Source organism: Luteimonas lutimaris (assembly GCF_039537065.1).
In the GTDB taxonomy this organism is placed as follows: domain Bacteria; phylum Pseudomonadota; class Gammaproteobacteria; order Xanthomonadales; family Xanthomonadaceae; genus Luteimonas; species Luteimonas lutimaris.
In genome coordinates, this window is sequence record NZ_BAAAZU010000004.1 from 356,880 (window position 1) to 383,079 (window position 26,200).

Genomic DNA, 26,200 nt, shown 5'->3' on the forward strand with positions numbered 1-26,200 from the left:
CAAGGTTCGACGGGGAAAAGCTCGCGGCTGAAGCCGCTCCCACACGCGCATCGGGAGTCCGGCGCGGGTCAGGCCTTCGGCTTCAGCGTCGCCAGGCGGTCGAGCAGCGCGACCCAGAATGCTTCCGGCAGCTCGGCGCGGATCGGGACGCTGAAGTGGCGGCCGGTGGCGAAGCCGCGGCACTTCACCGCGTCCTTTTCGGTCATCAGCACGGGCAGGTCGCTGCCGAAGGCCAGATCGTCGGCGACGTAGCGGTGGTGGTCGGCGAAGGCGTGCGGGACGACGCCGATGGCGTGGGCGCGCAGGGTGTCGAAGAATCGCTGCGGATCGCCGATGCCGGCTACCGCATGCACGCGCTTGCCGGAAAACACCGACAGCGGCAGCGGACGCCCGCCGGGCAGGGGCAGCGCGCAGTCGGCAAGCAGCCGCATCGGCCATTCGCCGAAGCCGGCCTCGGTCCCGCCGTCGCCGACGTTGAGCACGCGGAAGTCGACCGAGCCGCCGCGTTCGACCGGCTCGCGCAGCGGACCGGCCGGCAGCAGCCGGCCGTTGCCGTAGCGGCGGCGGCCGTCGATGACTTCGATCTCGATGTCGCGCCGCAGGCGGTAATGCTGCAGGCCGTCGTCGCAGACGACGATGTCGCAACCGGCGCCGATCAGCGCGCGCGCGGCAGCAGCGCGGTCGGCGTCGGCGCGCACCTTCGCGCCGGTGCGGTGGGCGACCAGCACCGGCTCGTCGCCGCCCAGGGCGGGATCGGTATCGGCGTCGACCCAGCGCGGCGTGCCCGCGTCATCGCGGCCGTAGCCGCGGGTGGCCACGCCGGGATTCCAGCCGGCCGCGCGCAGGCGTTCGACCAGCACGATCGCCAACGGCGTCTTGCCGCTGCCACCGGCGATCAGGTTGCCGACCACGACGACCGGGACCGCGACCTTCACCCGCCGCAGCAGGCGCGCGCGGAACAGCCGCATCCGCAGCCCGATCGCGGCTGCGTACACCTTCGACAGCATCCGCGCATGCCAGGGAACCGGGCCTTCGAACCAGTACGCCGGGGCCTTCGCGCGCCTGCTCATGCGTCGGGCTGCTCCCGGAACTGCATCCTGTGCAGGTGCGCGTACAGGCCGCCGCGTGCCAGCAATTCGGCATGGGTGCCCTGCTCCACCAGCCGGCCGTGGTCGAGCACCAGCACCTGGTCGGCGTGCTCGATGGTGGACAGGCGGTGCGCGATCACCAGCGTGGTGCGGTCGGGCATCAGCCGTTCGAGGGCGTCCTGCACCAGGCGCTCGGACTCGGTGTCGAGCGCGGCGGTCGCCTCGTCGAGGATCAGGATCGGCGCGTCCTTGAGCATGGCGCGCGCGATCGCCACGCGCTGGCGCTGGCCGCCGGACAGGCGGCCGCCGTTGGCGCCGACTTCGCTCTGCAGTCCCCCCGGCATGCGCTCGACGAATTCCATCGCGTTGGCGCCGCGCACCGCCTGTTCCAATGCTTCCGGATCGGCGTCGGCCATCTCGCCGTAGGCCACGTTCTCGGCGACGGTGCCGTCGAACAGCATCACCTGCTGGCCCACCAGCGCGATCTGCCGGCGCAGGTCGGCGAGGCGATACTCGCCCAGCGCGTGGCCATCGAGCAGGATCTGGCCGGACTCGACCTCGTAGAAGCGCGGGATCAGCTTGACCAGCGTCGACTTGCCGCTGCCGGAGCGGCCGACGATGGCGGTGACGGTGCCCGGACGCGCATCGAAGCTGATGCCCTCCAGCGCCGGCGCATCCTGCCCGGCGTAGCGGGCGTTGACGTCGCGGAACTGGATCAGTCCGTGCGCGCGCGGCAGCGGCAGCGTGCCGGTGTCGACTTCGTCCGCCGCATCGAGCACGCCAAACAGCCGCTCGGCGGAAGCCACGCCGCGCTGGAGCATGTTCTGCACATTGGTCAGCTGCTTGAGCGCGGGGATGACCGCCATCATCGCCAGCATCAGCGCGACGAAACCGCCGGCGCTCAGGCGCCCGGCAATCGCTTCCCTGCCGGCCACGAACAGCAGCAGCGCCAGGCCGATCGCGCCCATCAGCTGCACCAGCGCCGAGGACATGCTGCGCGTGGCCTCGACCTTCAGCGACAGCTTCATGTGCCGGTCGGCCAGCGCGGAATAGCGGGTGAACTCGACGTCGCGCGCGCCGTAGACCTTCACTTCCTGGTGGCTGCCCAGCGACTGGTCGGCGGACTGCATCAAGTGCGCCGAGCTCTCCTGGATGCGGTGGCTCACGCGCCGGTAGCGCTTGCCGACCTTGTTCATCACCCAGGCCAGCGGCGGCGCCAGCACCAGCACGGCCAGGGTTACCTGCCAACTGGTCCAGAACATCACCACCAGCGCGGCGATGATCTGGAACGACTGCTGCAGCATCACCTTGGCCGCATCGATGGTGGCCTGCGCGACCTGGTCGCTGTCCGAACCCAGCCGCACCAGCATCGACGGCACCGGCTCGGTGTCGAAGCGCAGGCCCGGCAGGCGCAGGTACTTGCCCAGCACCTTCACCCGCATGTCGCGGGCGATGCCGCGGCCCGAACGCGCCATGTTGTAGTCGGTCAGGTAGCCGGCGATGCCGCGCAGCACGAACAGGCCGACGATCGCCAGCGGCAGCCAGGCGCTGTTCTTCGCGTCGCGGACCACGAAGGTCTCGTTGACCACCGGCTCCATCAGCTTGGTGAAGGCGCCGCCGGCGGCGGCCTCGACCACCATGCCCACCAGCGCCAGCAGCAGCAGGCCCCGGTACTTCTTCGCAAAGCCCGTCAGCCGCCGGTAGATCGGCCACGCCGCCGCGGGCTGTCCGCTCCCGCTCATCCGGCCGGCTCCGCGGCGGGCCGCTGCTCGGGCGCGGTGGCGTTGGCAATGCGGGTGAAGCCCAGCTGGCCGAGCGCGTCGTAGGCGGTGATCACGGCCTGCCAGGGCGTGCGCGCGTCGGCGCGGATCAGCACGGTGCGTTCGCGGTCGTCGCCGGCGACCTCCAAGATCGTGCGCTTGAGCGATTCGACGTCGGTGCGCAGCGCCTCGCGGTCGTCGACGAAGTAGCGGCCCTCGGCGTTGATCAGCAGGCTCAGCTGCTTCACCTTGGCCTCGCTGCGCTGGCCATCGGCGCGCGGCAGTTCCAGCTTGAGCACCGAGCGCGCGTCGAACGTGGTGGTGATCACGAAGAAGATGATCAGGCACAGGATCACGTCGATCATCGGGACCAGGTTGATCTCCGGGTTGTCCTCGGCGCGGCGGTCGCGGATGCGCATGCGCGGTCAGCCCTGCGTGTACGCCGGGGCCGGCTGCGGCGCCGTCGTGCCGGCGCGGCGGGTGCGCGGGTCGATGGCGTCCAGCAGCTGGATCGCTTCGTGCTCCATGTCGACCAGGTAGCTGTCGATGCGCGAGCGGAAATGGCGGTGGAACATCAGCGCCGGCACCGCGACGATCATGCCGGTGGCGGTGCACACCAGCGCCTTGCCGATGCCGCCGGCCAGTTCGTTCACGTCGCCCACGCCGTAATCCATGATCCCGAGGAACATCTGGATCATGCCGACCACGGTGCCGAACAGGCCCAGCAGCGGCCCGGCCGCGGCGATCGTGCCCAGCGCATTGAGGTAGCGCTCCATGCGGAAGGCCTGGTGGCGGCCGACGTCCTCGACGCGCTCGCGGACTTCCTCGCGCGAACGGTTGCGCACGTCCAGCGCCGCGGCCAGCAGCGCACCCAGCGGCGAGGTGCCGCGCAGCGAGTCGATGTGCGCCGGGTCCAGGCTGCCGCGCGACGCCCAGGTGCGCACTTCCCGCCCCAGCCCGGGCGGCAGCACCGTCTTGCGCCGCAGTGCCCAGAAACGCTCGACGATGATCGCCAGCGCGACCGCCGACAACAGCAACAGCGGCACCATCGGCCAACCGCCCGCCTTCACCAGTTCCAGCACGCTTTCGTCCCCCGGCCGTCGGCCGATTCAATCCGGCCGATAGGATACAAGGGCCGGCTCGCCAGCGTCGCCGGCGGCGCGTCGCCAGCGCCGGGCCGCATCCCAGGGGCGCGGATGCGAGCGCCGTCTCGCTTCCACCGTGGCGCCGCCGGCCTGCAGGCGCACGCGCAGCGCGCCGGCCACGCTGGTGTCCTCCGCCTGTGCGCCGGCCCGCTGCCAGCGTTCGACCACCTCCGGCCTGGGGTGCCCGAAGCGGTTGCCGTAGCCGGTGGACAGCAGCGCATGCCGGGCGCCGGTGGCGGCGATGAACTCCGGATCCGAGGACTCGGCGCTGCCGTGGTGCGCGACCAGCACCACGTCGGCACGCAGCGAGGCGCGGTCGCGGCGGACGAGGTCGCGCTCGATGACTGCGCCGATGTCGCCGGTCAGCAGCACGGCGCCGTGCGCGGACTCGATGCGCAGCACGCAGCTGGATTCATTCTTCAGATACGGGAAATACCGGGGCGGATGCAGGAACCGGAACCGGACGCCGTCCCACTGCCACTGCACGCCGGCCTGGCAGGTGCGCATGCCGTCGATGCCGACGCCTTCGGGCGCGAACGCCACCTGCAACGGATACGCGCGCCGTACCGCGCCAAGGCCCCCGGCGTGGTCGTTGTCGCCGTGGCTGACCACCGCCGCGTCCAGCCGCCGCACGCCCAGCGCGCGCAGCGAGGGCACGGCGACGCGCTCGCCGGCGTCGAACCCATCCGGCTGCGCAGGGCCCATGTCATACAGCAGGCTGTGGCGCGCGGTGCGCACCAGCACAGACAGCCCCTGCCCCACGTCCAGCACCATCAGTTCCGCCGCGCCCGCGGGCGGCAGGTCGCGCGAAGGCCACAGCAGCGGCAGCCACAGCAGCAGCGCCAGCGGCTTTCCGGGAAGACCACGCGGCAGCAGGCACAAGAACGCGCCGAGCAGGGCCAGCGGCAGCGCAAACCAGCGCGCCTCCGGCAGCCACCACAGCGCGAAACGGCTACCTGCGAGCCACTGCATCAGCGGCCACGACAGGTCGAAACACCACGCCGCCGCGCGCCATGCCCAGCCGCCGGCGCCGGCATGCAACGCATCGAGCGCGGTGCCGAGCAGCGACAGCGGCACGACGACCAGGCTCCACCACGGGATCGCGACGAGGTTCGCCAGCGGCCCGGCCAGCGAAGCCTGTCCGAACAGCACCACCGTCAGCGGCAGCAGCCCGAGCGTGGCCACGCCCTGCGCGGACAGGAAGTCGCCGACGATGCGGTCCCCGGCGTCCGGCAGGCACCAGGCCAGCCATGCCACGCCGGCAAAGCTGAGCCAGAAACCGGCGGTGAGCGCAGCCAGCGGGTCGACCAGCAGCATCGCCAGCGCGGCCATCGCCAGCGCATCGCCCACCCGCACCTGCCGGCGCAGGCCGCGCGCGGCCACCACCACCGCGATCATCAGCAGCGTGCGCACCGTCGGCAGCGCGAACCCGGCGACCACCGCATACCCGCCGGCGCCGGCCAGCGCGGCCAGCGCCGCCGCCTGCGGGCGCGGGATGCGACGCGCCAGTGACGGCAGCGCGCGCCACAGCAGCGACGCCAGCAACGCGAACAGCGCCGCGACCATGCCGACGTGGAAGCCGGAGATCGCGATCAGGTGGGTCAGCCCGGTGGCGCGCAGGGTTTCCCAGTCGATGTCATCCAGCGCGCGCGTGTCGCCCAGCGCCAGCGCCCGCACGAAACGCGACGCAGTCGGCGGCGCCGCTGCCGCGATCCGCGCCGACATCGCCTCGCGCCAGGCGTCCACGCCCTGCGGCCGGGCAAGCTGGCGCGCGGATTCCGGCGCGCGCACGTAGCCGGTCGCCGCCACGCGCCGCGCCAGCGTGGTCTTCTCGCTGTCGAAAACGCCCGGGTTGCGCAGCCCGCGCGGCGCGCGCAGCCGCACCTCCACCCGCCAGCGGCTGCCGGCGTGCAGGCCGAACCGCAGCGACGGACCGATAGCGCGGTAGGGGTCGTACCAGGACAGCTGCAGCAAGCGTCCGCGCAGGGCTTCGGGGATCGCCGCGTCGTCGTCCACCCGCAGCAGGAAGCGCGTGCGCCGCGCCTCGTGCGCCGGCAGGTCGACAAGGCGCCCCGTGACCACGGCGTCCTGCCGCTCCATGGATCGCGGCAGTTGCAGCGACAGCGCGTAAGCCAGGTGCAGGCCGCACAGGCCGAAGCCAAGCAGGCATGCACCGGCCGCGCGCCTCCAGTCGCCGCGCGTCCACAGCACGATGCCGGCGACCAGCGCCGCCGCCGAAGCCAGCCACGGCAGCGGCGCCGGCAGGCACAGGCAGGCGGTGATTCCGAGCAACAGCGCCACCGCGGTGGCGATTCCGAAAGGCGGCATCCTTGCCGTCGTGTCCATGGTGTCTCCTTACACCTTGTCGGGGGGCAACTCCCTGAGTTTTCCTTCGTGCAGCTCCAGCACGCGGTCGAGCCGGCGCGCCAGGCTGCGGTCGTGGGTCACCAGCACCAGGCTGGTGCGGTGCGCGCGGTTGAGTTCGAGCATCAGGTCGAACACGGTCGCGGCGGTCCGGTCGTCGAGGTTGCCGGTCGGCTCGTCGCCGAGCACGCAGCCGGGCCGGTTGACCAGCGCCCGCGCCACGGCGGCGCGCTGGCGCTCGCCACCGGACAGCTCGCCGGGCTTGTGCTCGATGCGATGGCCGAGGCCGACCGATTCCAGCAGCGCGCGCGCGGTCTTCGCCGCGTCATCGACCGCCGCGCCACCGAGCATGACCGGCAGCATCACGTTTTCCAGCGCGGTGAACTCCGGCAGCAGGTGGTGGAACTGGTAGACGAAGCCGAGCGCGCGGTTGCGCAGCTGCCCGCGCTCGGCGTCGGACAGCGTGCTCATCCGCTGCCCGGCCACGTGCACCTCGCCCGCGGTCGGCGTGTCGAGGCCGCCAAGCAGGTGCAGCAGGGTGCTCTTGCCCGCGCCCGAGGCGCCGACGATGGCCACCGTTTCGCCCGCCTGCACCGCCAGGTCCAGTCCGTCGAACACGGGCGTGCGCAGGTTGCCTTCGGCGTAGGTCTTGGCCAGCCCCTCCGCCCGGATCACCTCGCCATTGTGCATGTGCCGTTGCTCTTGCACTTCCGATTCCCGACTCCCGACTCCCGATTCCCGGCTACTCATAGCGCAACGCCTCCGCCGGTGCCGTGCGCGCCGCGCGCCAGGCCGGGTACAGCGTGGCCAGGAACGCCATCACCAGCGCCACGACCGCGATGATGGTGATGTCGCTGGGCTCCAGTTGCGTCGGCAGGCCGGTGATGTAATAGACATCCTCGGGCATCAGCTGCACGTCGAACACGCGCTCGATCGCACGCAGGATGTGCTCGAGGTTGAGCGTCAGCACGATGCCGCCGATCACGCCGGACACGGTGCCGATCAGTCCGATCAGCGAACCCTGCACCATGAACACCTGCATCACTCCACGCGGGGTGAGCCCGAGCGTGCGCAGGATCGCGATATCGGCCTGCTTGTCGGTCACCAGCATCACCTGCGACGACACCAGGTTGAACGCACCCATGGCGATGATCAGCGACAGCAGGATCGCCATCATCGTCTTCTCCAGCTTCAGTGCGCGGAACATGTTGGCGTTGTCGCGGGTCCAGTCGCTGACCAGGTACGGTCCCTTGAGTCGCAGCGCCAGGTCGCGCGCCACGTTCCAGGCCTGGTCCATGTCGTGCATGCGCAGGCGCACGCCGGTGACGCCGTCGCCCATGCGCATCAGCCGCTGCGCGTCCTGGATGTTCACCACCGCCAGGCCCTTGTCGTATTCCTGGTAGCCGGCCTCGAAGATGCCGCTGACGGTGAACCGCTTCATCTGCTTGACCGCGCCCATCGGCGTGGCGCGCACGTCGGTCAGCACCAGCACCTTGTCGCCGACGCCGGCACCGATCCAGACCGCGAGTTCGCGCCCGAGCACGATGTTGAAGCTGCCGGGAGTGAGGTCCCCGAGGCTGCCCTGCACCATCTTCTCGGCCAGCACCGAGACCTTGCCTTCCTCGACCGGGTCGACGCCGCGGATCAGCGCGCCCTGCTTGCGCGTGCCCGACAGCAGCGCCTGGGTCTCGATGTACGGTGCCGCACCGGCCACGCGCGGGTCCTTGCGGGCCTCGGAGATGGCGAGCTGCCAGTTCTCCATCGCCTCGCCGCTGGCGGTGACGGTGGCGTGCGCGGCCATCTGCAGCATGCGGTCGCGGATCTCGCGCTGGAAGCCGCTCATCACCGCCAGTGTGGTGATCAGTGCGGCCACGCCGATGGCGATGCCGAGGATCGAGGCCAGCGAGATGAAGGAGATGAAGCCGTTGCGGCGCTTGGCGCGCAGGTAGCGCAGGCCGATGGCGACGGGGATGGGTTTGAACATGAGGTCCGGCCGACTGGGCAGGCGCTATGGTGCCATCGATGCCGCCCGCCGCGCAGGCCGGGCCGCCGGCGCGGCCAGCCGCAGTTCACGGCGGCGCGCGGCGGGCAGCGTGTCGGGGAGGAACACATGCCGGCAGCGGCGGCCGTCGTCATCACGCCACTGCACGAAGGCGGCCGGTCCGCGCCAGCGCACGGATATCGCATCGACCTGCCGGCCATCGACCGTCGCCCGGCCATCCGCGGCGATCACCAGTTCGGCTGCCGGTTTGCGCCCCTCGCGCCGTGCCAGCCAGGCGCCGTACGCCAGCGCGGCCAACGCCAGCGGCCACGCCGCCGCCCGCGGCATCTCCGAGGCCAGCACGGCGAACGACGCGGCAAGCCCGATCAGCAGCAGCGTGCAGGTCAGCAGCGGCGATGCGCGCCGCTCAAGGCGGCAGGGTGCGGATGTGCTGGACGAGCGCGTCGAGTGCGGCATCGGGGGCGTTCTCGTGGCCAAGGAACCAGCGCCAGAGCCTATCGTCTTCGCAGGCCAGCAGCTGTAGGAAAACCCCGCGTCGTGATTCGGAAGATGCCGCCCATTCCCGGTCCAGCCAGCGGTTGAGGAGCTGGTCGAGTTCCTTCATGCCCCGCCGGCAGCGCCAGCGCAGGCGCCGCAGTTCGGCCTCGTCCGCCGCCGACAGCCCGCTCACCGCAGGAACAGCAGGTAGCCCAGCCACGCCCACAGCAGCCACAGCACCACGCCACCGGCGAGATAGGCCTGGAAGCGGTGCATGACCTTGTTGTAGCCGCAGTGGATCGCGCTGTGGACCACGCGCAGCAGCACGAACAGCCAGGCCAGCGCGAGCGTGGTGGTGTTCGCCAATCCCGCCACCGCGGCCACCACCAGCGCCAGGTAGAACAGTACCGGCAGTTCGAACAGGTTGCGGAAATTGTCGGCCGCGCGGCTGTCGGTGAGCCTGGCCGCCGCCTGCGCCGATGTCGCGACCGACTGCGGGTGGATGCGTTCGCGCTTCATCTGCGCGACGCGGGTGATGTACATGCGCAGCCAGACGACGATGGTCAGGGCGACCATCGCGAAGGCGGGAAGGAAGATGGCGCGAGGCATCGGAGGCTCCGGTGCGTTGTGGGAGTGGCCATGGCCGCGGTGGCTGCCGGCGGATCGCGGCCATGGCCGCTCCCACTGCCGCCCGGGGCCGCTGCAGCCGCGTCGTTACTGCTGCCGCGCCAGCATCAGCTGTTTGATCTCGCCGATCGCCTTGGCCGGGTTCAATCCCTTCGGACAGGTCCGGGTGCAGTTCATGATCGTGTGGCAGCGGTAGAGCTTGAACGGGTCTTCGAGGTCATCCAGGCGCTTGCCGGTGTCCTCGTCGCGCGAATCGATGATCCAGCGATAGGCCTGCAGCAGGATCGCCGGCCCCAGGTAGCGGTCGCCGTTCCACCAGTAGCTGGGGCAAGCGGTACTGCAGCAGGCGCACAAGATGCATTCGTACAGGCCGTCGAGCTTGGCCCGGTCCTCCTTGGACTGCAGGCGCTCGCGGTCCGGCGGCGGCGAACTCTGGGTGCGGATCCACGGCTGGATCGAGGCGTACTGGGCGTAGAAGTGGGTCAGGTCCGGGACCAGATCCTTGACCACGTCCATGTGCGGCAGGGGGTAGATCGGCACCTCGCCCTTGCCGCTGCCGCAGTCCTCGATCGCGCGGGTGCAGGCCAGCGTGTTGGTGCCGTCGATGTTCATCGCGCACGAACCGCAGATGCCCTCGCGGCACGACCGACGGAAGGTCAGCGTCGGGTCGATCTCGTTCTTGATCTTGATCAGCGCGTCCAGGACCATCGGCCCGCACTTGTCGAGATCGACCTCGTAGGTGTCGGTGCGCGGGTTCTCGTCGTCGTCCGGGCTCCAGCGATAGACCTTGAACTCGCGCACGCGCGTCGCGCCGGCGGGCGCGGCGAAGCGCTTGCCCTTGTGGATCTTCGAGTTCCTGGGAAGGGTGAATTCGGCCATGGATTCCTACTTCTCCCCGCTTTGGCGGGCGAATTCGCAAAGGTCGCCGACGGTGGTGTCGGCATCGTTCGTCATCTGAATCATCAACACGTCATCGTTGTCTTCGCGCGCGACTTCCTCGCCCTCCAGCAAGTACCGCTGCGAAGCGGTGCCACTGAAATGCGCATCGCAGTCCAGCAACACTTCGGCAATCAACTCGTCGTGACGCGGAATCAGGCCGGTGCCATCACCGATCGGCGCATCAAATGTGTAGCGGTAACGCGCCACCAGGAAGTCGCCTGTCACTGAGTCCCGGTTGTCCAACATGGAGTCGTACATCGCGCGGAATGTGCCGTTCCTCCTGGTGAAAGCCGACCAGAACCACGTCCTGCCACTTTCACCATCGAGAGAGGGACGCTGCGGCGCTTCCACCCAAGCCGCATCCTCCAGCCCCGAAGCGTGCCCGACCACGGACATCGAGCACAAGAGAATGGCGAGGATGCTAAGACGCATATCGGAAACTCAGTAGACGCGCTTCTTCGGCGGCACGACCTCGACCTCGTCGTCGAGGGTGTACATGTGCACCGGCCGGTAGTCGATGCGGGTGCCGCCCGCGTCGTCCACCCAGCACAGCGAGTGCTTCTGCCACTGCGCGTCGTCGCGGTCCGGGAAGTCCTCACGCGCATGCGCGCCGCGCGACTCCTTGCGGTTCTCGGCCGAGGTGATCGTGGCCAGCGCCTGGCCAAGCAGGTTCTGCAGTTCGAAGGTCTCGACCAGGTCCGAGTTCCAGACCAGCGAGCGGTCGCTGACCCGGACGTCGTCAAACGAAGCCCGGATCTCGCGGATCTTCTCCACGCCCTCGGCCAGCGTCTCCTGGGTCCGGAACACTGCTGCGTCGGCCTGCATGGTGCGCTGCATGCGGTCGCGGATGACCGCGGTCGGGGTGCCGCCGTTGGCGTTGCGCACGCGGTCCAGGTTCGACAGTGAGCGGTCGCAGGCGTCGCCCGCAAGCTGCTTGTGCGGCGAACCGGGCTTGATCGTCTCGCCGCAGCGGTTGGCCACCGCGCGGCCGAAGACCACCAGGTCGAGCAGCGAGTTCGAACCCAGGCGGTTGGCGCCGTGCACCGACACGCAGGCCGCCTCGCCGATCGCGTACAGGCCGGGGACGACGGTATCGGGGTCGCCGTCCTTCAGCTGCACCACTTCGCCGTGGTAGTTGGTCGGGATGCCGCCCATGTTGTAGTGCACGGTCGGGATCACGGGGATCGGCTGTTTCTCCACGTCGACGCCGGCGAAGATCCGCGCGCTCTCGGCGATGCCGGGGAGCTTCTCGTGGATGTCGGCCGGGTTGAGGTGGGTCAGGTCCAGGTGGATGTGGTCCTTGTGCTCGCCGACGCCGCGGCCTTCGCGGATCTCCAGCGTCATCGCGCGGCTGACCACGTCGCGCGAGGCCAGGTCCTTGGCGTTGGGCGCGTAGCGCTCCATGAAGCGCTCGCCGCTGTCGTTGCGCAGGATGCCGCCTTCGCCGCGCACGCCCTCGGTGATCAGGCAGCCGGCACCGTAGATGCCGGTGGGGTGGAACTGCACGAACTCCATGTCCTGCAGGCCCAGCCCGGCGCGCAGCGCCATGCCGCCGCCGTCGCCGGTGCAGGTGTGCGCGGAGGTCGCGGAGAAGTAGGCACGGCCGTAGCCGCCGGTGGCCAGCACCGTGCCGTGGCCGCGGAACAGGTGCAGCGTGCCCTCGCTCAGGTCCAGCGCCAGCACGCCGCGGCAGGCGCCGTCGGCGTCCATGATCAGGTCGAGCGCGAAGTACTCGATGAAGAATTCAGCGTGGTGCGCCAGCGACTGCTGGTACAGCGTGTGCAGGATCGCGTGGCCGGTGCGGTCGGCCGCGGCGCAGGTGCGCTGCGCGGTGCCCTTGCCGTACTCGGTGGTCATGCCGCCGAACGGGCGCTGGTAGATCTTGCCTTCCTCGGTGCGCGAGAACGGCACGCCCTGGTGCTCGAGTTCGATGATCGCCGGGATCGCCTCGCGGCACATGTACTCGATCGCGTCCTGGTCGCCCAGCCAGTCCGAGCCCTTGATGGTGTCGTAGAAGTGGTAGCGCCAGTCGTCCGGGCCCATGTTGCCCAGCGCGGCCGAGATGCCGCCCTGCGCCGCGACGGTGTGCGATCGGGTCGGGAACACCTTGGTGATACACGCCGTGCGCAGGCCCTTCTGGGCGAGGCCGAAGGTGGCGCGCAGGCCGGCGCCGCCGGCGCCGACGACGATCATGTCGTACTTGTGTTCGGTGATCTTGTAGGCGTTGCTCATGGACGATCTCTTGTTGCCACGCCTCGCGGGCGCAGGGTGGCGCGTGCCGCCGCCCCATCCTCCTCGAAGGCCGGGGCGCCGGGTGCGGTCATGCCAGGAAGGCGATGCGGGCGATCGCGTACAGCGAGGCCAGTGCCCCCAGCGCGCACGCGAAGGTCAGCAGGAACTGCAGGATGACCTCCCACGCGCGGGTGTGGACGTAGTCCTCGATCACCACCTGGATGCCGAGCTTGGCGTGCCAGAACAGCGCGACGGCGAACGCGGCCATCAGGATCGCGTTGTATGGCCGCGCGAGGGTGGCCTGCACCGTGCCCAGGTCCGCGCCGATGAAGGACACCAGCGTGCCCACCAGCCACGGCACCAGCAGCGCCAGCACCACGGCGGTGACGCGCTGCCACCAGAAGTGCCCGGTGCCGGACTTCGCCGAGCCCAGCCCGCGGGCGCGGCCGATCGGCGTACGGAAATCCTTCACGACATTCTGCGGATCGTTCATGCCCCACCCCGCAGTGCGAAGAACCAGATCAGCGCGGTCAGCACGACCGTCAGCCCGAATACGGTGTAGCCCGAGCGGTAGACCTCGGGGATCTCGAAGCCCCAGCCGGCGTCCCACAGCAGGTGCCGGATGCCGTTGAGCAGGTGGTAGACCAGCGACAGCGAGAAGCCGAACAGGACGATCTTCCCGAGCGGCGAGGCCAGGCAGGCCGCGGCGGACGCATAGGCCTCACCACCGGCGGCGACCGCCAGCAGCCACCAGGCCAGGGCGAAGGCGCCCACAACCAGGGCGATGCCCGTGGCCCGGTGCAGGATCGACATCGTCATCGTGATCTGCCACCGGTAGACCTGCAGGTGTGGTGACAGTGGGCGTTCGCGGTTGGCCATCGTGCCTCGTTCTCTCGCTGGGCGGCCAGGGCCGCGTGGCTGGCGTCCCGCCCGCGGCGCTTGATGCCACCCGCGAACGGGCACGCAGTCGATACGTCGTGGCAGAAGCCCCGGATCTGTCCCGGATCAGGTCCGAGATCGACCCGGGCGGTTGCTGCGGGGCCTCAGAAATCGATGCAGCGTCCGTTCTTTTCCCAGTCGCCGTAGCGCGTCGGATCGGGGCCTTCGCGGCCGCCGACTTCCGTCGCGGGAGGCACTTCCGGAACGGTCTGTTCGACCGGGTCCGGCTCGGGTGGCTGGGTGGTTTCGCCTATCATTCCGGGGTCTCGCAACCCCTCCAGTCTAAGTCCAGCCCCCCGTTTGGACAAGCACGCCACCCCGGCCCACGCCATGCAGCAGCCCGTATTCGCCCTGCCCGACCATCATGTCGCCACCCTGCGCGGCCGCGACGCAATGGCGTTCGCGCAAGCGCAGTTCATGAGCGATGTCGATGCGCTTGCCGACGGCCACTGGCAGTGGAGCGGCTGGCTCACGCCCAAGGGGCGCGTGATCGCGCTGTTCGCGCTGCTGAAAATCGATGCGGAGACCATCCACCTGGTCCTGCACGACACAGACCCCGGCGACTTCGCCGCGCAGCTGCAGCGCTTCGTGTTCCGCAGCAAGGTGGCGATCGAAACCGGGGCGATGGACGTCGGCGGCGCGTTCGAAACGCACGCCGAAGCCGAGGGCGCGCGTGCGGGCATCACGCCCGGAGCCATCGTGCTCGACTTCGGTGGCGAGGGCGGCGCGCGCGCGCTGTGGATCGGCCAGCAACTGCAGGCCGGCGACGACGCGGACGCCCGCAACCGCTGGATCGCCTTCGACCTCGTCCACGGCCTGCCGCGACTGGTGGTCTCGCAAACCGGGCAATGGACGCCGCAGCAGCTCTCGCTTGAACGCCTGCGCGCCTACAGCATCAGGAAGGGTTGCTACCCGGGCCAGGAGATCGTCGCCCGCACCCATTTCCTCGGCCAGGCCAAGCGCGGACTGGCGCTGTTCGAATGCGATGCGCCGCTCGAACCCGGGCAGGCAATCGACGACGGCGGACGGTCCGCGGGCACGATCGTGGCCACCGCGAACGCCGCCGGCAAGCCGCTGGCACTGGCCGTGCTGCCGCTCGACCCGCCCGCCACCGCGCCCGCGACGGAAGGCCATCGGCTGTATCCGGCGGAGCTGCGCGGCGGACTCGCGCGCTGACGCGGCCGCGGGCGGCCCGGCGGCCCGGCCGCCCGGCCGCCCGGTCCCGGCCCGCCGGATCATCGCCTTTCCTCCACATACCGTTGCTATGCTCGCCGCGGGACGTCCCCGTGGCTGCCGCGCGCAGCCGCGGGGACGGATTTCGCCAGGGAAAACAGGGAGAGACGCAATGCGCAGGATGAAGATGGCAGTACCCGTGGTACTGGCCGCGGCCACATTGCTGGCCGGATGCCGGACCAGCGAACCGGCCGCGGAGCAGGCCCCGCCGCCGCCCGTGGTGCAGGACCAGAAGCTGTCCGCCGACGGCCTGTTCCCGTTCGGCAAGGGCGACATGGCCGACATCAGCGCGGACGGCCGCGCCGAACTCGACTCGTTCGCCGCCATCCTGCTCGCGGGGGCGCCGTTCGACATCGTCCACATCATCGGCCACAGCGACCGGATCGGCAGCGCGAAGGCCAACCTCGCCCTCTCGACCCGCCGCGCACGCAGCGTCCGCGACTACCTCGTGCAGCAGGGCGTGCCGGCCGAACGGATCAGCGCGGTCGGCCGCGGCAGCGTGGAGCCGGTGGTCGAATGCGCGGACATGGCGCGCGACGCGCTGATCGAATGCCTGGCACCGAACCGACGGGTCGAAATCCGCGTCGTCCCGGCCAGGTAGGCGCCACGCAAGCGCCGGCCCGCTTCCGCGAAGGCCGGCGCCTGGCAGCCTGCACGGCCCAACCGTGCCGTGTTCGCGGTACCCTCCCCTTGCCATGAGCAAGGTCGGTCACCAGCGCGAATCCCTGCCGGGCGCAGTCGAAAAACACGTCCTGCGCCGCGATGGCGACCGCCTGGCCGAAGCCAGTGACATGGTGGCCGCCGAGGTGCCGGTCGCGTTCGCGGTCAACGGCGCGCCTTTCGCGGTGATGATGGCCACGCCCGGCGACCTCGAGGACTTCGCGCTCGGCTTCGCGCTCGGCGAAGGCATCATCGAAGACGCCGGCGAACTCGCCGTCGAATCCGTCGCGGAATCACTGGAAGGCATCGCCGTCGCGCTGGCCGTTCCACCTTCGCGCGCCGCCGCGGTCGAAGCGCGCCGCCGCAGCCTGGAGGGGCGCAGCGGCTGCGGGCTCTGCGGCATGGCCGCAATCGAAGCCGTCCTGCGCCCGCCCCGGCCGGTTGGACCCGGCCGCCGCATCGCAGCGGCGGCACTCGACCATGCCCTGCGCGAACTCCAGCGCCGGCAGCCGCTCAACGCCATGACCGGCGCGACCCATGCCGCAGGCTGGGCGAACCCCGATGGCGCCATCGCGCTGGTGCGCGAGGATGTCGGCCGCCACAACGCACTCGACAAGCTGGTCGGCGCCATGGCGCGCGCCGGCATCGATCCATGCGACGGCTTCGCGGTGACCACCAGCCGCGCCAGCTACGAGATGGTGACGAAGGCCGCGCAGGCGGGCATCACCCTGCTCGCGGCGATTTCGGCACCCACCGCGCTGGCGATCGCATTCGCACAGGGCAGCGGCCTGACCCTGGTCGGATTCGCGCGCGGGCACGGCCACGTGGTGTACGCGCATCCGCACCGGCTGCACGACCTGGCCCGGGAGGCCGTCGCATGAGCAGGAAGACCATCCGCCCCTACAACCGCCCTGCCGGCGGCTGGGACGCGCTGCGCAATGTCGCCAGGCACCTGATCGAACAGGACGTGCCGGTGCACGGCGCCAGGACCCTGCTGTCGGCCAACCAGCCCGACGGCTTCGACTGCCCCGGCTGCGCCTGGCCCGACCGCGACCACACCTCCACCTTCGAGTTCTGCGAAAACGGCGCCAAGGCCGTCGCGGCCGAGGCCACGAAACATCGCGCCACGCCGGAATTCTTCGCCAGGCACACGGTCGCGGAGCTCGCGCGCTACAGCGACCACTGGCTCGAGGACCAGGGCCGGCTGACCCACCCGATGCGGTACGACGCCGCCAGCGACCGCTACCTGCCGGTGTCGTGGGACGAGGCCTTTGCCCTCGTCGCCGCGCATCTCAACGCGCTGGCGTCGCCAGACGAGGCGATCTTCTACACCTCCGGGCGCACCAGCAACGAGGCCGCGTTCCTGTACCAGCTGTTCGTGCGCGAGTTCGGCACCAACAACTTCCCGGACTGCTCGAACATGTGCCACGAGCCGTCCGGGACCGGCATGACGCCGCAGATCGGCGTCGGCAAGGGCACGGTGTCACTGCACGACTTTGAACTGGCCGACGCGATCTTCATCTTCGGCCAGAACCCGGGCACCAACCATCCGCGCATGCTCGGCGAGCTGCGCCGCGCGGCCAAGCGCGGCGCGGCGATCGTGGCCTTCAACCCGCTGCGCGAGCGCGGGCTGGAGCGCTTCGCCGATCCACAGGACAAGCTGGAAATGCTGCATGGCGGTTCCACGCGCATTGCCTCGGACTACTTCCAGCCCAGGATCGGCGGCGACCTGGCCGCGGTGAAGGGCATCATCAAGCACGTGCTCGAAGCCGACGAGGCCGCCCGGCGCGAAGGCGGCGCGCGCGTGGTCGACGTCGACTTCATCACCCGCCACACGACTGGCTTTGCCGCGTTCGCCGCGGACGTGGCCGACGAAGCCTGGGACACGATCGAAGCCGAGTCCGGCCTGTCACGCGAACAGCTCCTGCGCGCCGCCGGCATCTACATGGCCGCCGGCAGCGTCATTTGCTGCTGGGGCATGGGCATCACCCAGCACAAGCATTCGGTCGCCACGATCCAGATGATCGTCAACCTGCTCCTGCTGCGCGGCAACCTCGGCAAGCCGGGCGCCGGTGCGTGCCCGGTGCGCGGGCACAGCAACGTACAGGGCGACCGCACGATGGGCATCTACGAGAAGCCCGCGCCGGCCTTCCTCGACCGCCTGCAGCAGGTGTTCGGCTTCGATCCGCCGCGCGAACACGGCTTCGACACCATTGGCGCGATCGAGGCGATGCTCGACGGCCGCGGCAAGGTGTTCTTCGCGATGGGCGGCAACTTCGCCATGGCCACGCCGGACACCGACGCGACGCACCGCGCCCTGCGCAACTGCGACCTGACCGTGCATGTCGCCACCAAGCCCAATCGCAGCCACCTGGTGCACGGGCGCGAAGCGCTGATCCTGCCGTGCCTGGGCCGCACCGAGATCGACATGCAGGAAGCCGGGCCACAGGCGGTGACGGTCGAGGATTCGATGAGCATGGTGCACCTGTCGGCGGGCATCAACGCGCCGGCATCGGACGAGCTGCTGTCCGAACCGGCCATCGTCGCGCGCCTGGCCGAGGCGACGCTGGCCGAACGCAGCCGGGTGCCGTGGCGCCAACTGATGGCCGACTACGACCGCATCCGCGACCTGATCGCGAGCGTGTTCGACGATTTCCACGACTTCAACCAGCGCGTGCGCGTGCCCGGCGGCTTCCGCCTGCCCAACAGCGCCGGCGAACGGCGCTGGAAGACGTCCAGCGGCCGCGCGGCCTTCATCGCCCACCGCGTGCCCACCGACCTGCCGGTGCACCGCGCGCGGGCGACGAGCGACCGGCTGGTGTTCAACCTGTCCACCGTGCGCTCGCACGACCAGTACAACACCACGATTTACGGCCTCGACGACCGCTACCGCGGCGTGTTCGGCGAACGCCGCGTCCTGTTCGCCAATGCGGAAGACATCGCTGCGCTGGGCCTGCAGGCCGGCGACCGCGTTGACCTGGAAAGCCTCTGCGACGACGGCGTACCGCGCCATGCGCGCGGCTTCCTGCTCGCGGCCTACGACATCCCGCGCGGCTGCCTGGCCGCCTACTACCCCGAGACCAACGCGCTGGTACCGCTGTCGAGCTTCGCCGACCAGGCGCGTACGCCGACGTCGAAGTCGATCCCCGTGGTGGTGTCGCCGCACGATCCCGCCACTGCGAAGCCCGGCGAGGCGCCGCGTGACATTGCCATCGCCGTCCACGACTGAGGCACTGCTCGCCGAGCTCGCGCGCGAGCCCGACGGCATCTCCCTGCCGCGCCTGTGCAAGCGCCTGGGCCTGCGCATGAGCGTGCTGATGCGCGAGCTGGCATGGCTGGGCGAAGCGTCGATTGGTGGCCAGCCGGGAGCCGGGCTGGTGCGGGTGGAGCGGCGTGGCGAGCGCAGCTTCGCAGTCCTGACGGGGCGCGGTCGCAGCGCGCCGGAAGACGACGGCACCGAACTCCCACCGTAGGAGCGGCGGAAGCCGCGACCGCCCCTGTCGGCCACGGCGCGGATGGCACACGCCGCTCCTGCAGCGTCCTACCGCGACATCGTCAACCCGGTGCCATCAACCGATCTGCTTGCGCACCCACGCCACGTACCTGTCGACGAAATCCTGCAGGAACTTGCGGGTGTCATCGTTGCCGACATTGCCGTCGTCGTCGAGCAGTCCGTCCTTCATCTGCATGAAGACTTCCGGCTGCCCCAGCGTAGGCATGTCCAGGTACGCCAGCGTGTTGCGCAGGTGCTGCTGCGCCAGCGCGGTGCCGATGGCGCCGATCGAGATGCCGAGCACGCCGGCCGGCTTGCCTGCGAACGAATTGGTACCCCACGGGCGCGAGCCGATGTCGATCGCGTTCTTCAGCACGCCGGGGATCGCGCGGTTGTACTCGGGCGTGACGAACAGCACCGCGTCGGCCGATTCGACGTCCTGCTTCAGCCGCTTTGCCTCGGCCGGGTAATCCTCGTCGAAATCCTGGTTGTACAGCGGCAGGTCGTCGATGCGGACGTGGGTGAACTCGAAGTCGCCGGGCGCCAGCTTCTCGACCGCCTTGGCCAACTTGCGGTTGAACGAGTCCTTGCGCAGGCTGCCGACGAATACCGCGACCCTGATTGTGGCCATGGGGGCATGCTCCATCCGGAAACAGGAATCCCCAGACTATCCGCACGGCCCCGTCAGCGGTGCGTCAAGGGCGGAAGGAACCGTTCCACCCATGGCATCACGGCTCAGTCGAGCGTGCCTGCCGCCGCCACGATGTCGTCCTCCGACGGGATCACCAGGAACGCCGCACCCGCCAGCGGCGTGAACGTGTCCGCGCCGACCACGCGCCGGAACGGCCGCGCGCCGAAGCCGCCCTCGACCACGGCGGTGATGACCCCCTCGCCCACGCCCGCACTGCGGCGCCCCTCGTCGACGATGAGGATGCGCCTGGCGCTGGCGGCCTGTTCGCGGATCCAGGCGTCGTTGAGCGGCACCAGCCAGCGCAGGTCGCACACGCGCACCTTCCAGCCGTGGGCCTGCTCGATCCTGCGCGCGGCGCGCAGGCTCATCGGCACGCCGTTGCCGAAGGTGAAGATGACCAGGTCGTCGCTGCCTTCGCCGTAGACGCGCCCCTCGCCCAGCGGCATCGCCTCGCCAGGCGCGGGATACTCCGTCAGCCAGCCACCGTCGCCGGGTTCGTGCAGGTCCTTGGCCATGTACAGCGCGATCGGTTCGAGCAGCGCGCACACGCGGCCGTCGACCTTCGCCAGCGCAGCCAGCGTGCGCAGCATCGTCGCGGCGTCGTCGCCCCGGCTCGGGCAGCCAACCACCAGGCCCGGGATGTCGCGCAGCGCGGTGATCGAGTTGTCGTTGTGGAAGTGCCCGCCGAAGCCGCGCTGGTAGCCCAGCGACGCGATCCGCACCACCATCGGGTTGCGGTACTGGTCGTTGCTGAAGAACTGCAGGCTTGCCGCCTCGCCGCGGATCTGGTCGGCGGCGTTGTGCAGGTAGGCCAGGTACTGGATCTCCGGCAGCGGCAGCATGCCCATGTTGGCGAAGCCCTGCGACAGGCCGAGGATCACGGTCTCGTCGAGCAGCGTGTTGAACACGCGGCGCGGGCCGAAGGCTTTCTGCAGGCCTTTGGTGACGGTGTACACGCCGCCCTTCTGCGCCACGTCCTCGCCGAACAGCAGCGTTTCCGGGTACTTGGCGAACAGGTCGTGCAGCGCGTTGTTGATCTGGATCGCCAGGTGCCGCGGCGCCTGCTTCTCGGGCAGCTTGTCCTTGCCGCCGAAGACTTCCTCGCGGCGCTGGTTGTAGTCCGCGCGCGCGGCCTCCTTTGCCACCGCCTCCGGCGTGTACGGCGCGAGCGGCGCCATCACTTCCTGCAGCGACGACAGCCGCGGGCGGCGGTCGGCTTCCTCGGCTGCGGCAAAACACTTCTTCCGCGTGTCTTCGTACAGCGCCAGGACTTCGTCCTTCGTCATCAGCCCGGACTCGAGCGCGATTGCGGCCGAGCGCAGCAGCGGGTCGGTAGCCTCCACCGCGCACAGCTCCTCGATCGAGCGCCACTCGATCTCGAAGTCGGTACCGGCGTGGCCCATAATCCGGGTCGTGCGCAGGTGCAGGAAGGTCGGGCGACGGGTGCGACGGCAGTGCTCGACCGCTTCCTGCACGTCGCCGTAGCCGCTGGCCAGGTCGAGGCCGTCGGCGGCGAAGTAATCGAGGTCCGGGCGGTCGCGGAAGTTGCGCGCCACCCAGCCGTCGGGCGTCTTGACCGAGATGCCGATGCCGTTGTCCTCGCACACGAACAGCACCGGCGCCGGCAGCCGCTGGTAGGCGGTCCAGGCCGCCGCATTGAACGCGGTCTGCGCGGTGGCATGGTTGCTCGACGCGTCGCCGAACGAGCAGATCGCAATGCTGTCGCCGGGAATCGGCAGTGCATGGCCGATGCGCTTGCCCTGCTCGATCGCCACCGCGGTGCCGAAGGCCTTGGGCAGGTGCGAGGCGATGGTCGAGGTCTGCGGCAAGACCCACAGCGGCTTGCTGCCCCAGACCTTGTGCCGGCCGCCCGAGGCCGGATCATCCTTGGATGCCGCGAACGACAGCGCCGAATCCATCACCGGGTCCATGCCCGGCAGCTTGCGGAAGCGCTCTGCCATGAAGCCGCCGGAGCGGTAGTGCAGGAACGCCGGATCGGTATGGCGGGTGGCACGCGCGACCATCGCGTTGCCCTCGTGGCCGCTGGAACCGATGGTGTAGAAGACCTTGTTCTGCACCCGCAGCACGCGTGCCATCAGGTCGAGGTGGCGCGAGACCAATTGCGATTCGAACAGCTCGCGAAACCCGCGCGCGTCGAGCGCGCTGCCGTCGAGGATGGCGTCGCCGGGGGCCGGACCTGTCCCGGCACGGCCGCTCCAGTCGCGCACGAATTCGCTGAAGTTGACGTCGCAGATCTCGGCGCGGTTGAGGCCGCGCATGCGGGCGGGGATGGGGTTTGCGGTCACGATGGCTTCCATGGTCCGGGCCCACGCACCCGATGGTTGTTGCACGGGCGCGCCCGGATCACCGGGCCTCGGGGGCGTGGCCCCGAACCGCGCCATCGCTTACGTACGCGCAGGTGCCTCGCGCCGCGCCTGCCACTGCGCGCGGGTCTGGCCCCAGATCTCGACGGGATGGTCCTCGTACGGCGCCGGCAGCCGCCCGGGACCGCGGTTGCTGGAGCCCAGCCGCCGCGCCAGCGCCTGCGAAGGCGTGTTGCCCGGATCGATGCAGTGGATCACCTCGTCCCAGCCGAGGTTTTCGAACACCCAGTCGATCGCAGCCGTCGCAGATTCGGTCGCGTATCCCCTGCCCCAGGCCGCGCGCCGGAACGACCAGCCGACCTCGTTGCCCGGCCAGCCTTCCGGCCGCCACGGGCCCAGCTGCCCGAGCCATTCGCCGCTGGCCCTGTCGAGCACGGAGAACATGCCGAAGCCCTGCAGCAGCCACGCGCCCGGCTGCTGCAGGAACTTGCGCCAGGCCGCGGCACGCACCATGTGGCCGCCGATGTAGCGCGCGACCTCCTCGTCGCCGAGCAGTTCGGCATAGCCGTCGAAATCCTCGATGCGCGGCACGCGCAGCAGCAGGCGTTCGGTTTCGATGCGGATGTCGGTCAGGTTCATTGTCGACTGCGGAGGCGGTGCAGGAGCGGATTCAGCAGCGAGCTCTTTGCTGTTGCGTTTTTCGCCGTTGTTTTTGCAGGAGCGGCGGAAGTCGTGAATGGCTTTACCGGAAAAGCATCGCGACTTCCGTCGCTCCTGCAAAAGCACGTCAAGAGCTCGCGGCTGAAGCCGCTCCTGCAGGGTCATCGGGGGTATTCAGAACGCGTTGATGCCGGTCAGCTCGCGACCGACCACCAGCTGGTGCACGGTCTCGGTGCCCTCGTAGGTGATCACCGACTCGAGGTTCAGCGCGTGGCGGATCGGGCAGTGTTCGGTGGTGATGCCGGCGCCGCCGAGCAGGTCGCGCGCCTCGCGCGCGATGTCGATGGCCATGCGGCAGTTGTTCCACTTGGCCAGCGATACCTGGGTCGGCTTCATGGTGCCGGCATCCTTCATGCGCCCCAGCTGCAGCGACAGCAGCTGAGCGGCGGTGATGCGGCGCGCCCAGTCGGCCATCTTCAGCTGCGCGCTCTGGGTCGCGGCCACCGGACGGTCGAACAGGATGCGTTCCTTGCTGTAGTTCAGCGCCTCGTCGAGGCAGGCGATGGCGGCGCCGATCGGCCCCCAGGTGATGCCGTAGCGGGCCTGGGTCAGGCAGCCGAGCGGGCCCTTCAGGCCCTTCACGTTCGGCAGGCGGTTGGATTCGGGCACGCGCACGTTGTCGAAGAACAGCGCGCTGGTCACCGACGCGCGCAGGCTCATCTTGTGCTTGACCTCCTGTGCGCTGAAGCCGGCGAAGTCCTTCTCGACGATGAAGCCCTGGATACCGTCGTCGGTCTGCGCCCAGACGATGGCGATGTCGGCCAGGTTGCCGTTGGTGATCCACATCTTGCCGCCGTTGATCACCCAGTCGCCGCCGTCCTTCTTCGCATTGGTCTTCATGTTGGCCGGGTCCGAACCGCCGTGCGGCTCGGTCAGGCCGAAGCAGCCGATGACCTTGCCGGCGGCCATGTCGGGCAGCCAGCGCTTTTTCTGTTCCTCGGTGCCGTAGGCGAAAATCGGGTACATGCACAGCGAGGACTGCACGCTGGCGAAGCTGCGCAGGCCGCTGTCGCCACGCTCGAGCTCCTGGCAGATCAGGCCATAGCTCACGCCATTGAGGCCAGCGCCGCCGTATTCCTCCGGCAGGGTGGCGCCGAGCAGGCCGAGGCCGGCGATCTCGGGGATCAGCTCCTTCGGGAAGCGCCCCTGGTCGAAGCAGTCGCCGATGATCGGCAGCACGCGCTCGTCGGTGAACCGGGCCACGGTGTCCTGGACCGCGCGCTCCTCCTCGCTGAGCAGGGAGCGGACGTCATAGAGGTCGTAGGGGTTCAGGGCCATGGCAGGTTTCTTCGCTCGTTAAAACCGTCATTTTAGCCCTTTGTCCCATCCGGAATGGGGCAGCCTGCCGGGGCCGGACAAAAAGAAAGGGGCCGGATCACTCCGGCCCCTCGCCTTCATTGCCTGGCGCGCTGCGGTCAGCCGCGGTCCGCGCTGGCAGCAGCGGCGGTCTGGGTCACCACCTGGCCGTCGATCACCGGCAGGCGGTCGCCCGGCTTCTGGTCCATGCGGATGGTGCGCTCCTGGCCGTCGTAGCGGTAGGTCACGTCATAGCCGACGGTCTTGTCCTGCGTGCCGAGCGAAATCCGGCTGCCAGGCTTGCTGTCCATGCGTCGGGTTTCGGTGCTGCCATCCGGGTTGCGAATGGTCACGTTGTAGCCCACCACCTTGCTGGACTCGGATGTGTCGGTGACGGTGTGGCACTGGCGTTCGGTGCGCGCGACCACCTTGCCGCCGACGTGGTTGCGGTCGACGCGGTTGCCGACGAAGCCACCGGCCACGGCACCGGCCGCGGTCGCCGCCTTCTTGCCGTTGCCCTTGCCGACCTGGTTGCCGAGCAGTCCGCCGATGACGGCGCCGGCCACGGTGCCGCCGACGTTGCCGTCGCGCTCGGGCAGGCGCTCCTGCACCGCCACGTCCTCGCAGACCTCGCGCGGGGTGGACGTGGTGGAGGTCTGGCTGAGCGGCTCGGTGCCGATCACGGTGGCGTAGAGCTTTTCCTTCTCGGTGACCGGCTCGACGTCCACCACGGCGGCGTACGCCACGCGGCCGCCATCGGGAATGCTGTTGTCGGTGGCGGTGTCGTCCTGCAGGGCCTCGATCGCGGCGGGATCGTCCTGCGCGGTGATGGCGTCGAGGCCGTTGTCCGGCGCGCGGGCGTGCTGGAAGGCCGCAACCGAGACACCGCCGACCAGGAGGGCGGCAATGGCGATGGCGATCGTGTTCTTGTTCATGGGGTCTCTCCTGCTGGCGACTGCGCCGCTCTGTGTGCGGACCGATTTCATCATCCCCAACCTGAACAGAGCTGCGCGATGCCCCCGCCAAACTGACGCCGCGATGAATCCGCCCACCCCAGGCACGCGGTGGTAGCGTGGAAGCCCCCATCTGCATTCCATCGAAGACGACCGGAACACCCGACATGCCCAATCCCCTCCTCGCCCCGCTGATGCGCTGGGTCGGCAAGCTGAGCTATCCCAAGCTGTTCCTGCTCACCGCTGCGCTGTTCATCGGCGACGTGCTGGTGCCCGACATGATTCCGTTCGTCGACGAGATCCTGCTCGGCCTCGGCACGCTGCTGCTGGCCAACTTCAAGCGCGTGCGGCCGCGGCGCGGCGACGCCATCGACGGCGGACACGCGCCGCGGGACTGACGTTCGTGCTGGTCGACAGCCATTGCCACCTGGACGCGGCGGAGTTCGACCGCGACCGCGACCAGGTCATTGCCCGCGCGCGCGACGCCGGCGTTGCACGCCAGGTCATCCCCGCCACCGTCGCCGCCGGTTGGCCGAAGCTGCGCGGCCTGTGCGCCGGCGGCGACGGCCTCTTCCCCGCCTACGGCCTGCACCCGATGTTCCTGGAAGAACACCGCCCGGAACATCTCGCGCAGCTGCGCGACTGGATCGAACGCGAACGCCCGGTCGCGATCGGCGAATGCGGACTGGACTATTTCGTCGACGGCCTCGACCACGACGCGCAGCAGGACTATTTCGACGGCCAGCTGGCGCTTGCGCGCGAGTACGCACTGCCGGTGATCGTCCACGCGCGGCGCGCGGTGGACGCCGTGATCGCCGCGATCCGCCGCACCGGCGGGCTGCGCGGCGTGGTGCACAGCTGGTCGGGCAGCCGGCAGCAGGCGGAACAGCTCTGGGACCTGGGTTTCATGCTCGGGATCGGCGGCCCGGTGACCTACGAACGCGCCCGGCGCCTGCGCGGGCTGGTGGCCGACATGCCGCTCGAACACCTGCTGCTGGAAACCGACGCCCCAGACCAGCCCGACAGCGGCATCCGCGGTGAACGCAACGAACCGGCGCGGCTGCGCGCGGTGTGCGAGGTCGTTGCCGGACTGCGCGGCATCGCACCGGACGAGCTGGCCGCGGCGACGGCCGCCAATGCCGGGCGCCTGTTCGGATTGCCGGCTCCGGTGTAGGCGCGGCTTCAGCCGCGAGCTCTTCGCTGTTGCATTTTTCGCCGTTGCTTTTGTAGGAGCGACGGAAGTCGCGAGGGCCTTGC

27 protein-coding genes and 1 pseudogene are annotated in these 26,200 nt (G+C 69.8%); 7 read left to right on the forward strand and 21 right to left on the reverse strand.

Annotation, left to right across the window (positions count from 1 at the left end; translation table 11 throughout):
* Positions 1-68: 68 nt before the first annotated feature.
* From lpxK to ABD679_RS05830, 16 genes and pseudogenes are all read right to left on the reverse strand, one after another.
* Positions 69-1,070: a tetraacyldisaccharide 4'-kinase gene (gene lpxK, locus ABD679_RS05755; RefSeq protein WP_344758992.1), complete on the reverse strand. Its 1,002-nt coding sequence runs from the start codon at positions 1,068-1,070 to the stop codon at positions 69-71.
* Positions 1,067-2,830, reverse strand: coding sequence for a lipid A export permease/ATP-binding protein MsbA (gene msbA, locus ABD679_RS05760; RefSeq protein WP_344758993.1), 1,764 nt, complete (start codon positions 2,828-2,830; stop codon positions 1,067-1,069). The genes lpxK and msbA overlap by 4 nt, the downstream gene beginning before the upstream one ends.
* Complete coding sequence (locus ABD679_RS05765) at positions 2,827-3,267, reverse strand: ExbD/TolR family protein (protein WP_344758994.1); 441 nt, start codon at positions 3,265-3,267, stop codon at positions 2,827-2,829. Before ABD679_RS05765 ends, msbA begins: the two co-directional genes overlap by 4 nt.
* Before the next feature lie 6 nt (positions 3,268-3,273).
* Positions 3,274-3,930, reverse strand: coding sequence for a MotA/TolQ/ExbB proton channel family protein (locus ABD679_RS05770; RefSeq protein ID WP_344758995.1), 657 nt, complete (start codon positions 3,928-3,930; stop codon positions 3,274-3,276).
* Positions 3,824-6,339, reverse strand: a pseudogene (locus ABD679_RS05775) (DNA internalization-related competence protein ComEC/Rec2); the annotation flags it as partial. The gene ABD679_RS05770 and the pseudogene ABD679_RS05775, both read right to left, overlap by 107 nt.
* Before the next feature lie 9 nt (positions 6,340-6,348).
* Positions 6,349-7,047 (reverse strand): lipoprotein-releasing ABC transporter ATP-binding protein LolD, encoded by a 699-nt coding sequence (gene lolD, locus ABD679_RS05780; RefSeq protein ID WP_344758997.1) that lies wholly within the window; start codon positions 7,045-7,047, stop codon positions 6,349-6,351.
* A gap of 52 nt (positions 7,048-7,099) precedes the next feature.
* Positions 7,100-8,341 (reverse strand): lipoprotein-releasing ABC transporter permease subunit, encoded by a 1,242-nt coding sequence (locus ABD679_RS05785; RefSeq protein WP_344758998.1) that lies wholly within the window; start codon positions 8,339-8,341, stop codon positions 7,100-7,102.
* A 24-nt stretch (positions 8,342-8,365) separates the two neighbouring features.
* Positions 8,366-8,815, reverse strand: coding sequence for a hypothetical protein (locus ABD679_RS05790; RefSeq protein WP_344758999.1), 450 nt, complete (start codon positions 8,813-8,815; stop codon positions 8,366-8,368).
* A complete protein-coding gene (locus ABD679_RS05795) occupies positions 8,766-8,963 on the reverse strand; it encodes an FAD assembly factor SdhE (RefSeq protein WP_344759143.1) in 198 nt (65 codons plus the stop codon). Before ABD679_RS05795 ends, ABD679_RS05790 begins: the two co-directional genes overlap by 50 nt.
* A gap of 62 nt (positions 8,964-9,025) precedes the next feature.
* Entirely contained in the window at positions 9,026-9,445 is a 420-nt protein-coding gene (locus tag ABD679_RS05800) for an MAPEG family protein (protein ID WP_344759000.1), read from the reverse strand.
* 105 nt (positions 9,446-9,550) lie between these two features.
* Positions 9,551-10,342 carry a succinate dehydrogenase iron-sulfur subunit gene (locus tag ABD679_RS05805; RefSeq protein ID WP_344759001.1) on the reverse strand — a complete coding sequence of 264 codons (792 nt, stop codon included), beginning with the start codon at positions 10,340-10,342 and terminating at the stop codon, positions 9,551-9,553.
* Positions 10,343-10,348: 6 nt separating this feature from the next.
* Positions 10,349-10,834 (reverse strand): hypothetical protein, encoded by a 486-nt coding sequence (locus tag ABD679_RS05810; RefSeq protein WP_344759002.1) that lies wholly within the window; start codon positions 10,832-10,834, stop codon positions 10,349-10,351.
* 9 nt (positions 10,835-10,843) lie between these two features.
* Positions 10,844-12,634, reverse strand: a complete 1,791-nt coding sequence (sdhA, locus tag ABD679_RS05815; protein ID WP_344759003.1) for a succinate dehydrogenase flavoprotein subunit — start codon at positions 12,632-12,634, stop codon at positions 10,844-10,846.
* An 88-nt stretch (positions 12,635-12,722) separates the two neighbouring features.
* Positions 12,723-13,127, reverse strand: coding sequence for a succinate dehydrogenase, hydrophobic membrane anchor protein (sdhD, locus tag ABD679_RS05820; RefSeq protein ID WP_344759004.1), 405 nt, complete (start codon positions 13,125-13,127; stop codon positions 12,723-12,725).
* Positions 13,124-13,513, reverse strand: a complete 390-nt coding sequence (gene sdhC / locus ABD679_RS05825; protein ID WP_344759005.1) for a succinate dehydrogenase, cytochrome b556 subunit — start codon at positions 13,511-13,513, stop codon at positions 13,124-13,126. The genes sdhD and sdhC overlap by 4 nt, the downstream gene beginning before the upstream one ends.
* A gap of 164 nt (positions 13,514-13,677) precedes the next feature.
* Positions 13,678-13,830, reverse strand: coding sequence for a DUF1674 domain-containing protein (locus ABD679_RS05830; RefSeq protein ID WP_344759006.1), 153 nt, complete (start codon positions 13,828-13,830; stop codon positions 13,678-13,680).
* 73 nt (positions 13,831-13,903) lie between these two features.
* Between ABD679_RS05830 and ygfZ the strand changes: the two genes are divergently transcribed.
* From ygfZ to ABD679_RS05855, 5 genes are all read left to right on the forward strand, one after another.
* Positions 13,904-14,749 (forward strand): CAF17-like 4Fe-4S cluster assembly/insertion protein YgfZ, encoded by an 846-nt coding sequence (gene ygfZ / locus ABD679_RS05835; RefSeq protein WP_344759007.1) that lies wholly within the window; start codon positions 13,904-13,906, stop codon positions 14,747-14,749.
* Between the two features lie 169 nt (positions 14,750-14,918).
* Entirely contained in the window at positions 14,919-15,407 is a 489-nt protein-coding gene (locus ABD679_RS05840) for an OmpA family protein (RefSeq protein ID WP_344759008.1), read from the forward strand.
* Positions 15,408-15,501: 94 nt separating this feature from the next.
* Positions 15,502-16,347 (forward strand): formate dehydrogenase accessory sulfurtransferase FdhD, encoded by an 846-nt coding sequence (gene fdhD, locus ABD679_RS05845; protein WP_344759009.1) that lies wholly within the window; start codon positions 15,502-15,504, stop codon positions 16,345-16,347.
* Entirely contained in the window at positions 16,344-18,695 is a 2,352-nt protein-coding gene (locus tag ABD679_RS05850; protein WP_344759010.1) for an FdhF/YdeP family oxidoreductase, read from the forward strand. Before fdhD ends, ABD679_RS05850 begins: the two co-directional genes overlap by 4 nt.
* Positions 18,673-18,939: a hypothetical protein gene (locus tag ABD679_RS05855; protein WP_344759144.1), complete on the forward strand. Its 267-nt coding sequence runs from the start codon at positions 18,673-18,675 to the stop codon at positions 18,937-18,939. Before ABD679_RS05850 ends, ABD679_RS05855 begins: the two co-directional genes overlap by 23 nt.
* A 96-nt stretch (positions 18,940-19,035) precedes the next feature.
* On the opposite strand, the gene ABD679_RS05860 is transcribed toward ABD679_RS05855, so the two are convergent.
* The 5 genes from ABD679_RS05860 to ABD679_RS05880 all read right to left on the reverse strand — a co-directional run bounded on the left by ABD679_RS05860 (position 19,036) and on the right by ABD679_RS05880 (position 24,925).
* Positions 19,036-19,590, reverse strand: coding sequence for an NADPH-dependent FMN reductase (locus ABD679_RS05860; RefSeq protein WP_344759011.1), 555 nt, complete (start codon positions 19,588-19,590; stop codon positions 19,036-19,038).
* Positions 19,591-19,694: 104 nt separating this feature from the next.
* The gene (locus ABD679_RS05865; protein WP_425561851.1) at positions 19,695-21,968 is read right to left on the reverse strand and encodes a thiamine pyrophosphate-dependent enzyme; all 2,274 of its coding nucleotides are present in this window, start codon (positions 21,966-21,968) and stop codon (positions 19,695-19,697) included.
* An 87-nt stretch (positions 21,969-22,055) separates the two neighbouring features.
* Complete coding sequence (locus ABD679_RS05870) at positions 22,056-22,613, reverse strand: GNAT family N-acetyltransferase (protein WP_344759013.1); 558 nt, start codon at positions 22,611-22,613, stop codon at positions 22,056-22,058.
* A 195-nt stretch (positions 22,614-22,808) separates the two neighbouring features.
* The gene (locus tag ABD679_RS05875; protein ID WP_344759014.1) at positions 22,809-23,972 is read right to left on the reverse strand and encodes an acyl-CoA dehydrogenase family protein; all 1,164 of its coding nucleotides are present in this window, start codon (positions 23,970-23,972) and stop codon (positions 22,809-22,811) included.
* A 137-nt stretch (positions 23,973-24,109) separates the two neighbouring features.
* A complete protein-coding gene (locus ABD679_RS05880) occupies positions 24,110-24,925 on the reverse strand; it encodes a glycine zipper 2TM domain-containing protein (protein WP_344759015.1) in 816 nt (271 codons plus the stop codon).
* Positions 24,926-25,110: 185 nt separating this feature from the next.
* On the opposite strand from ABD679_RS05880, the gene ABD679_RS05885 reads away from it, so the two are divergent.
* Together ABD679_RS05885 and ABD679_RS05890 are read left to right on the forward strand one after the other, a co-directional pair.
* On the forward strand, positions 25,111-25,341 hold the full coding sequence (locus ABD679_RS05885) for a DUF6116 family protein (protein WP_344759016.1): 231 nt from the start codon (positions 25,111-25,113) through the stop codon (positions 25,339-25,341).
* Between the two features lie 5 nt (positions 25,342-25,346).
* Entirely contained in the window at positions 25,347-26,117 is a 771-nt protein-coding gene (locus ABD679_RS05890) for a TatD family hydrolase (protein WP_344759017.1), read from the forward strand.
* Positions 26,118-26,200 lie beyond the last annotated feature (83 nt).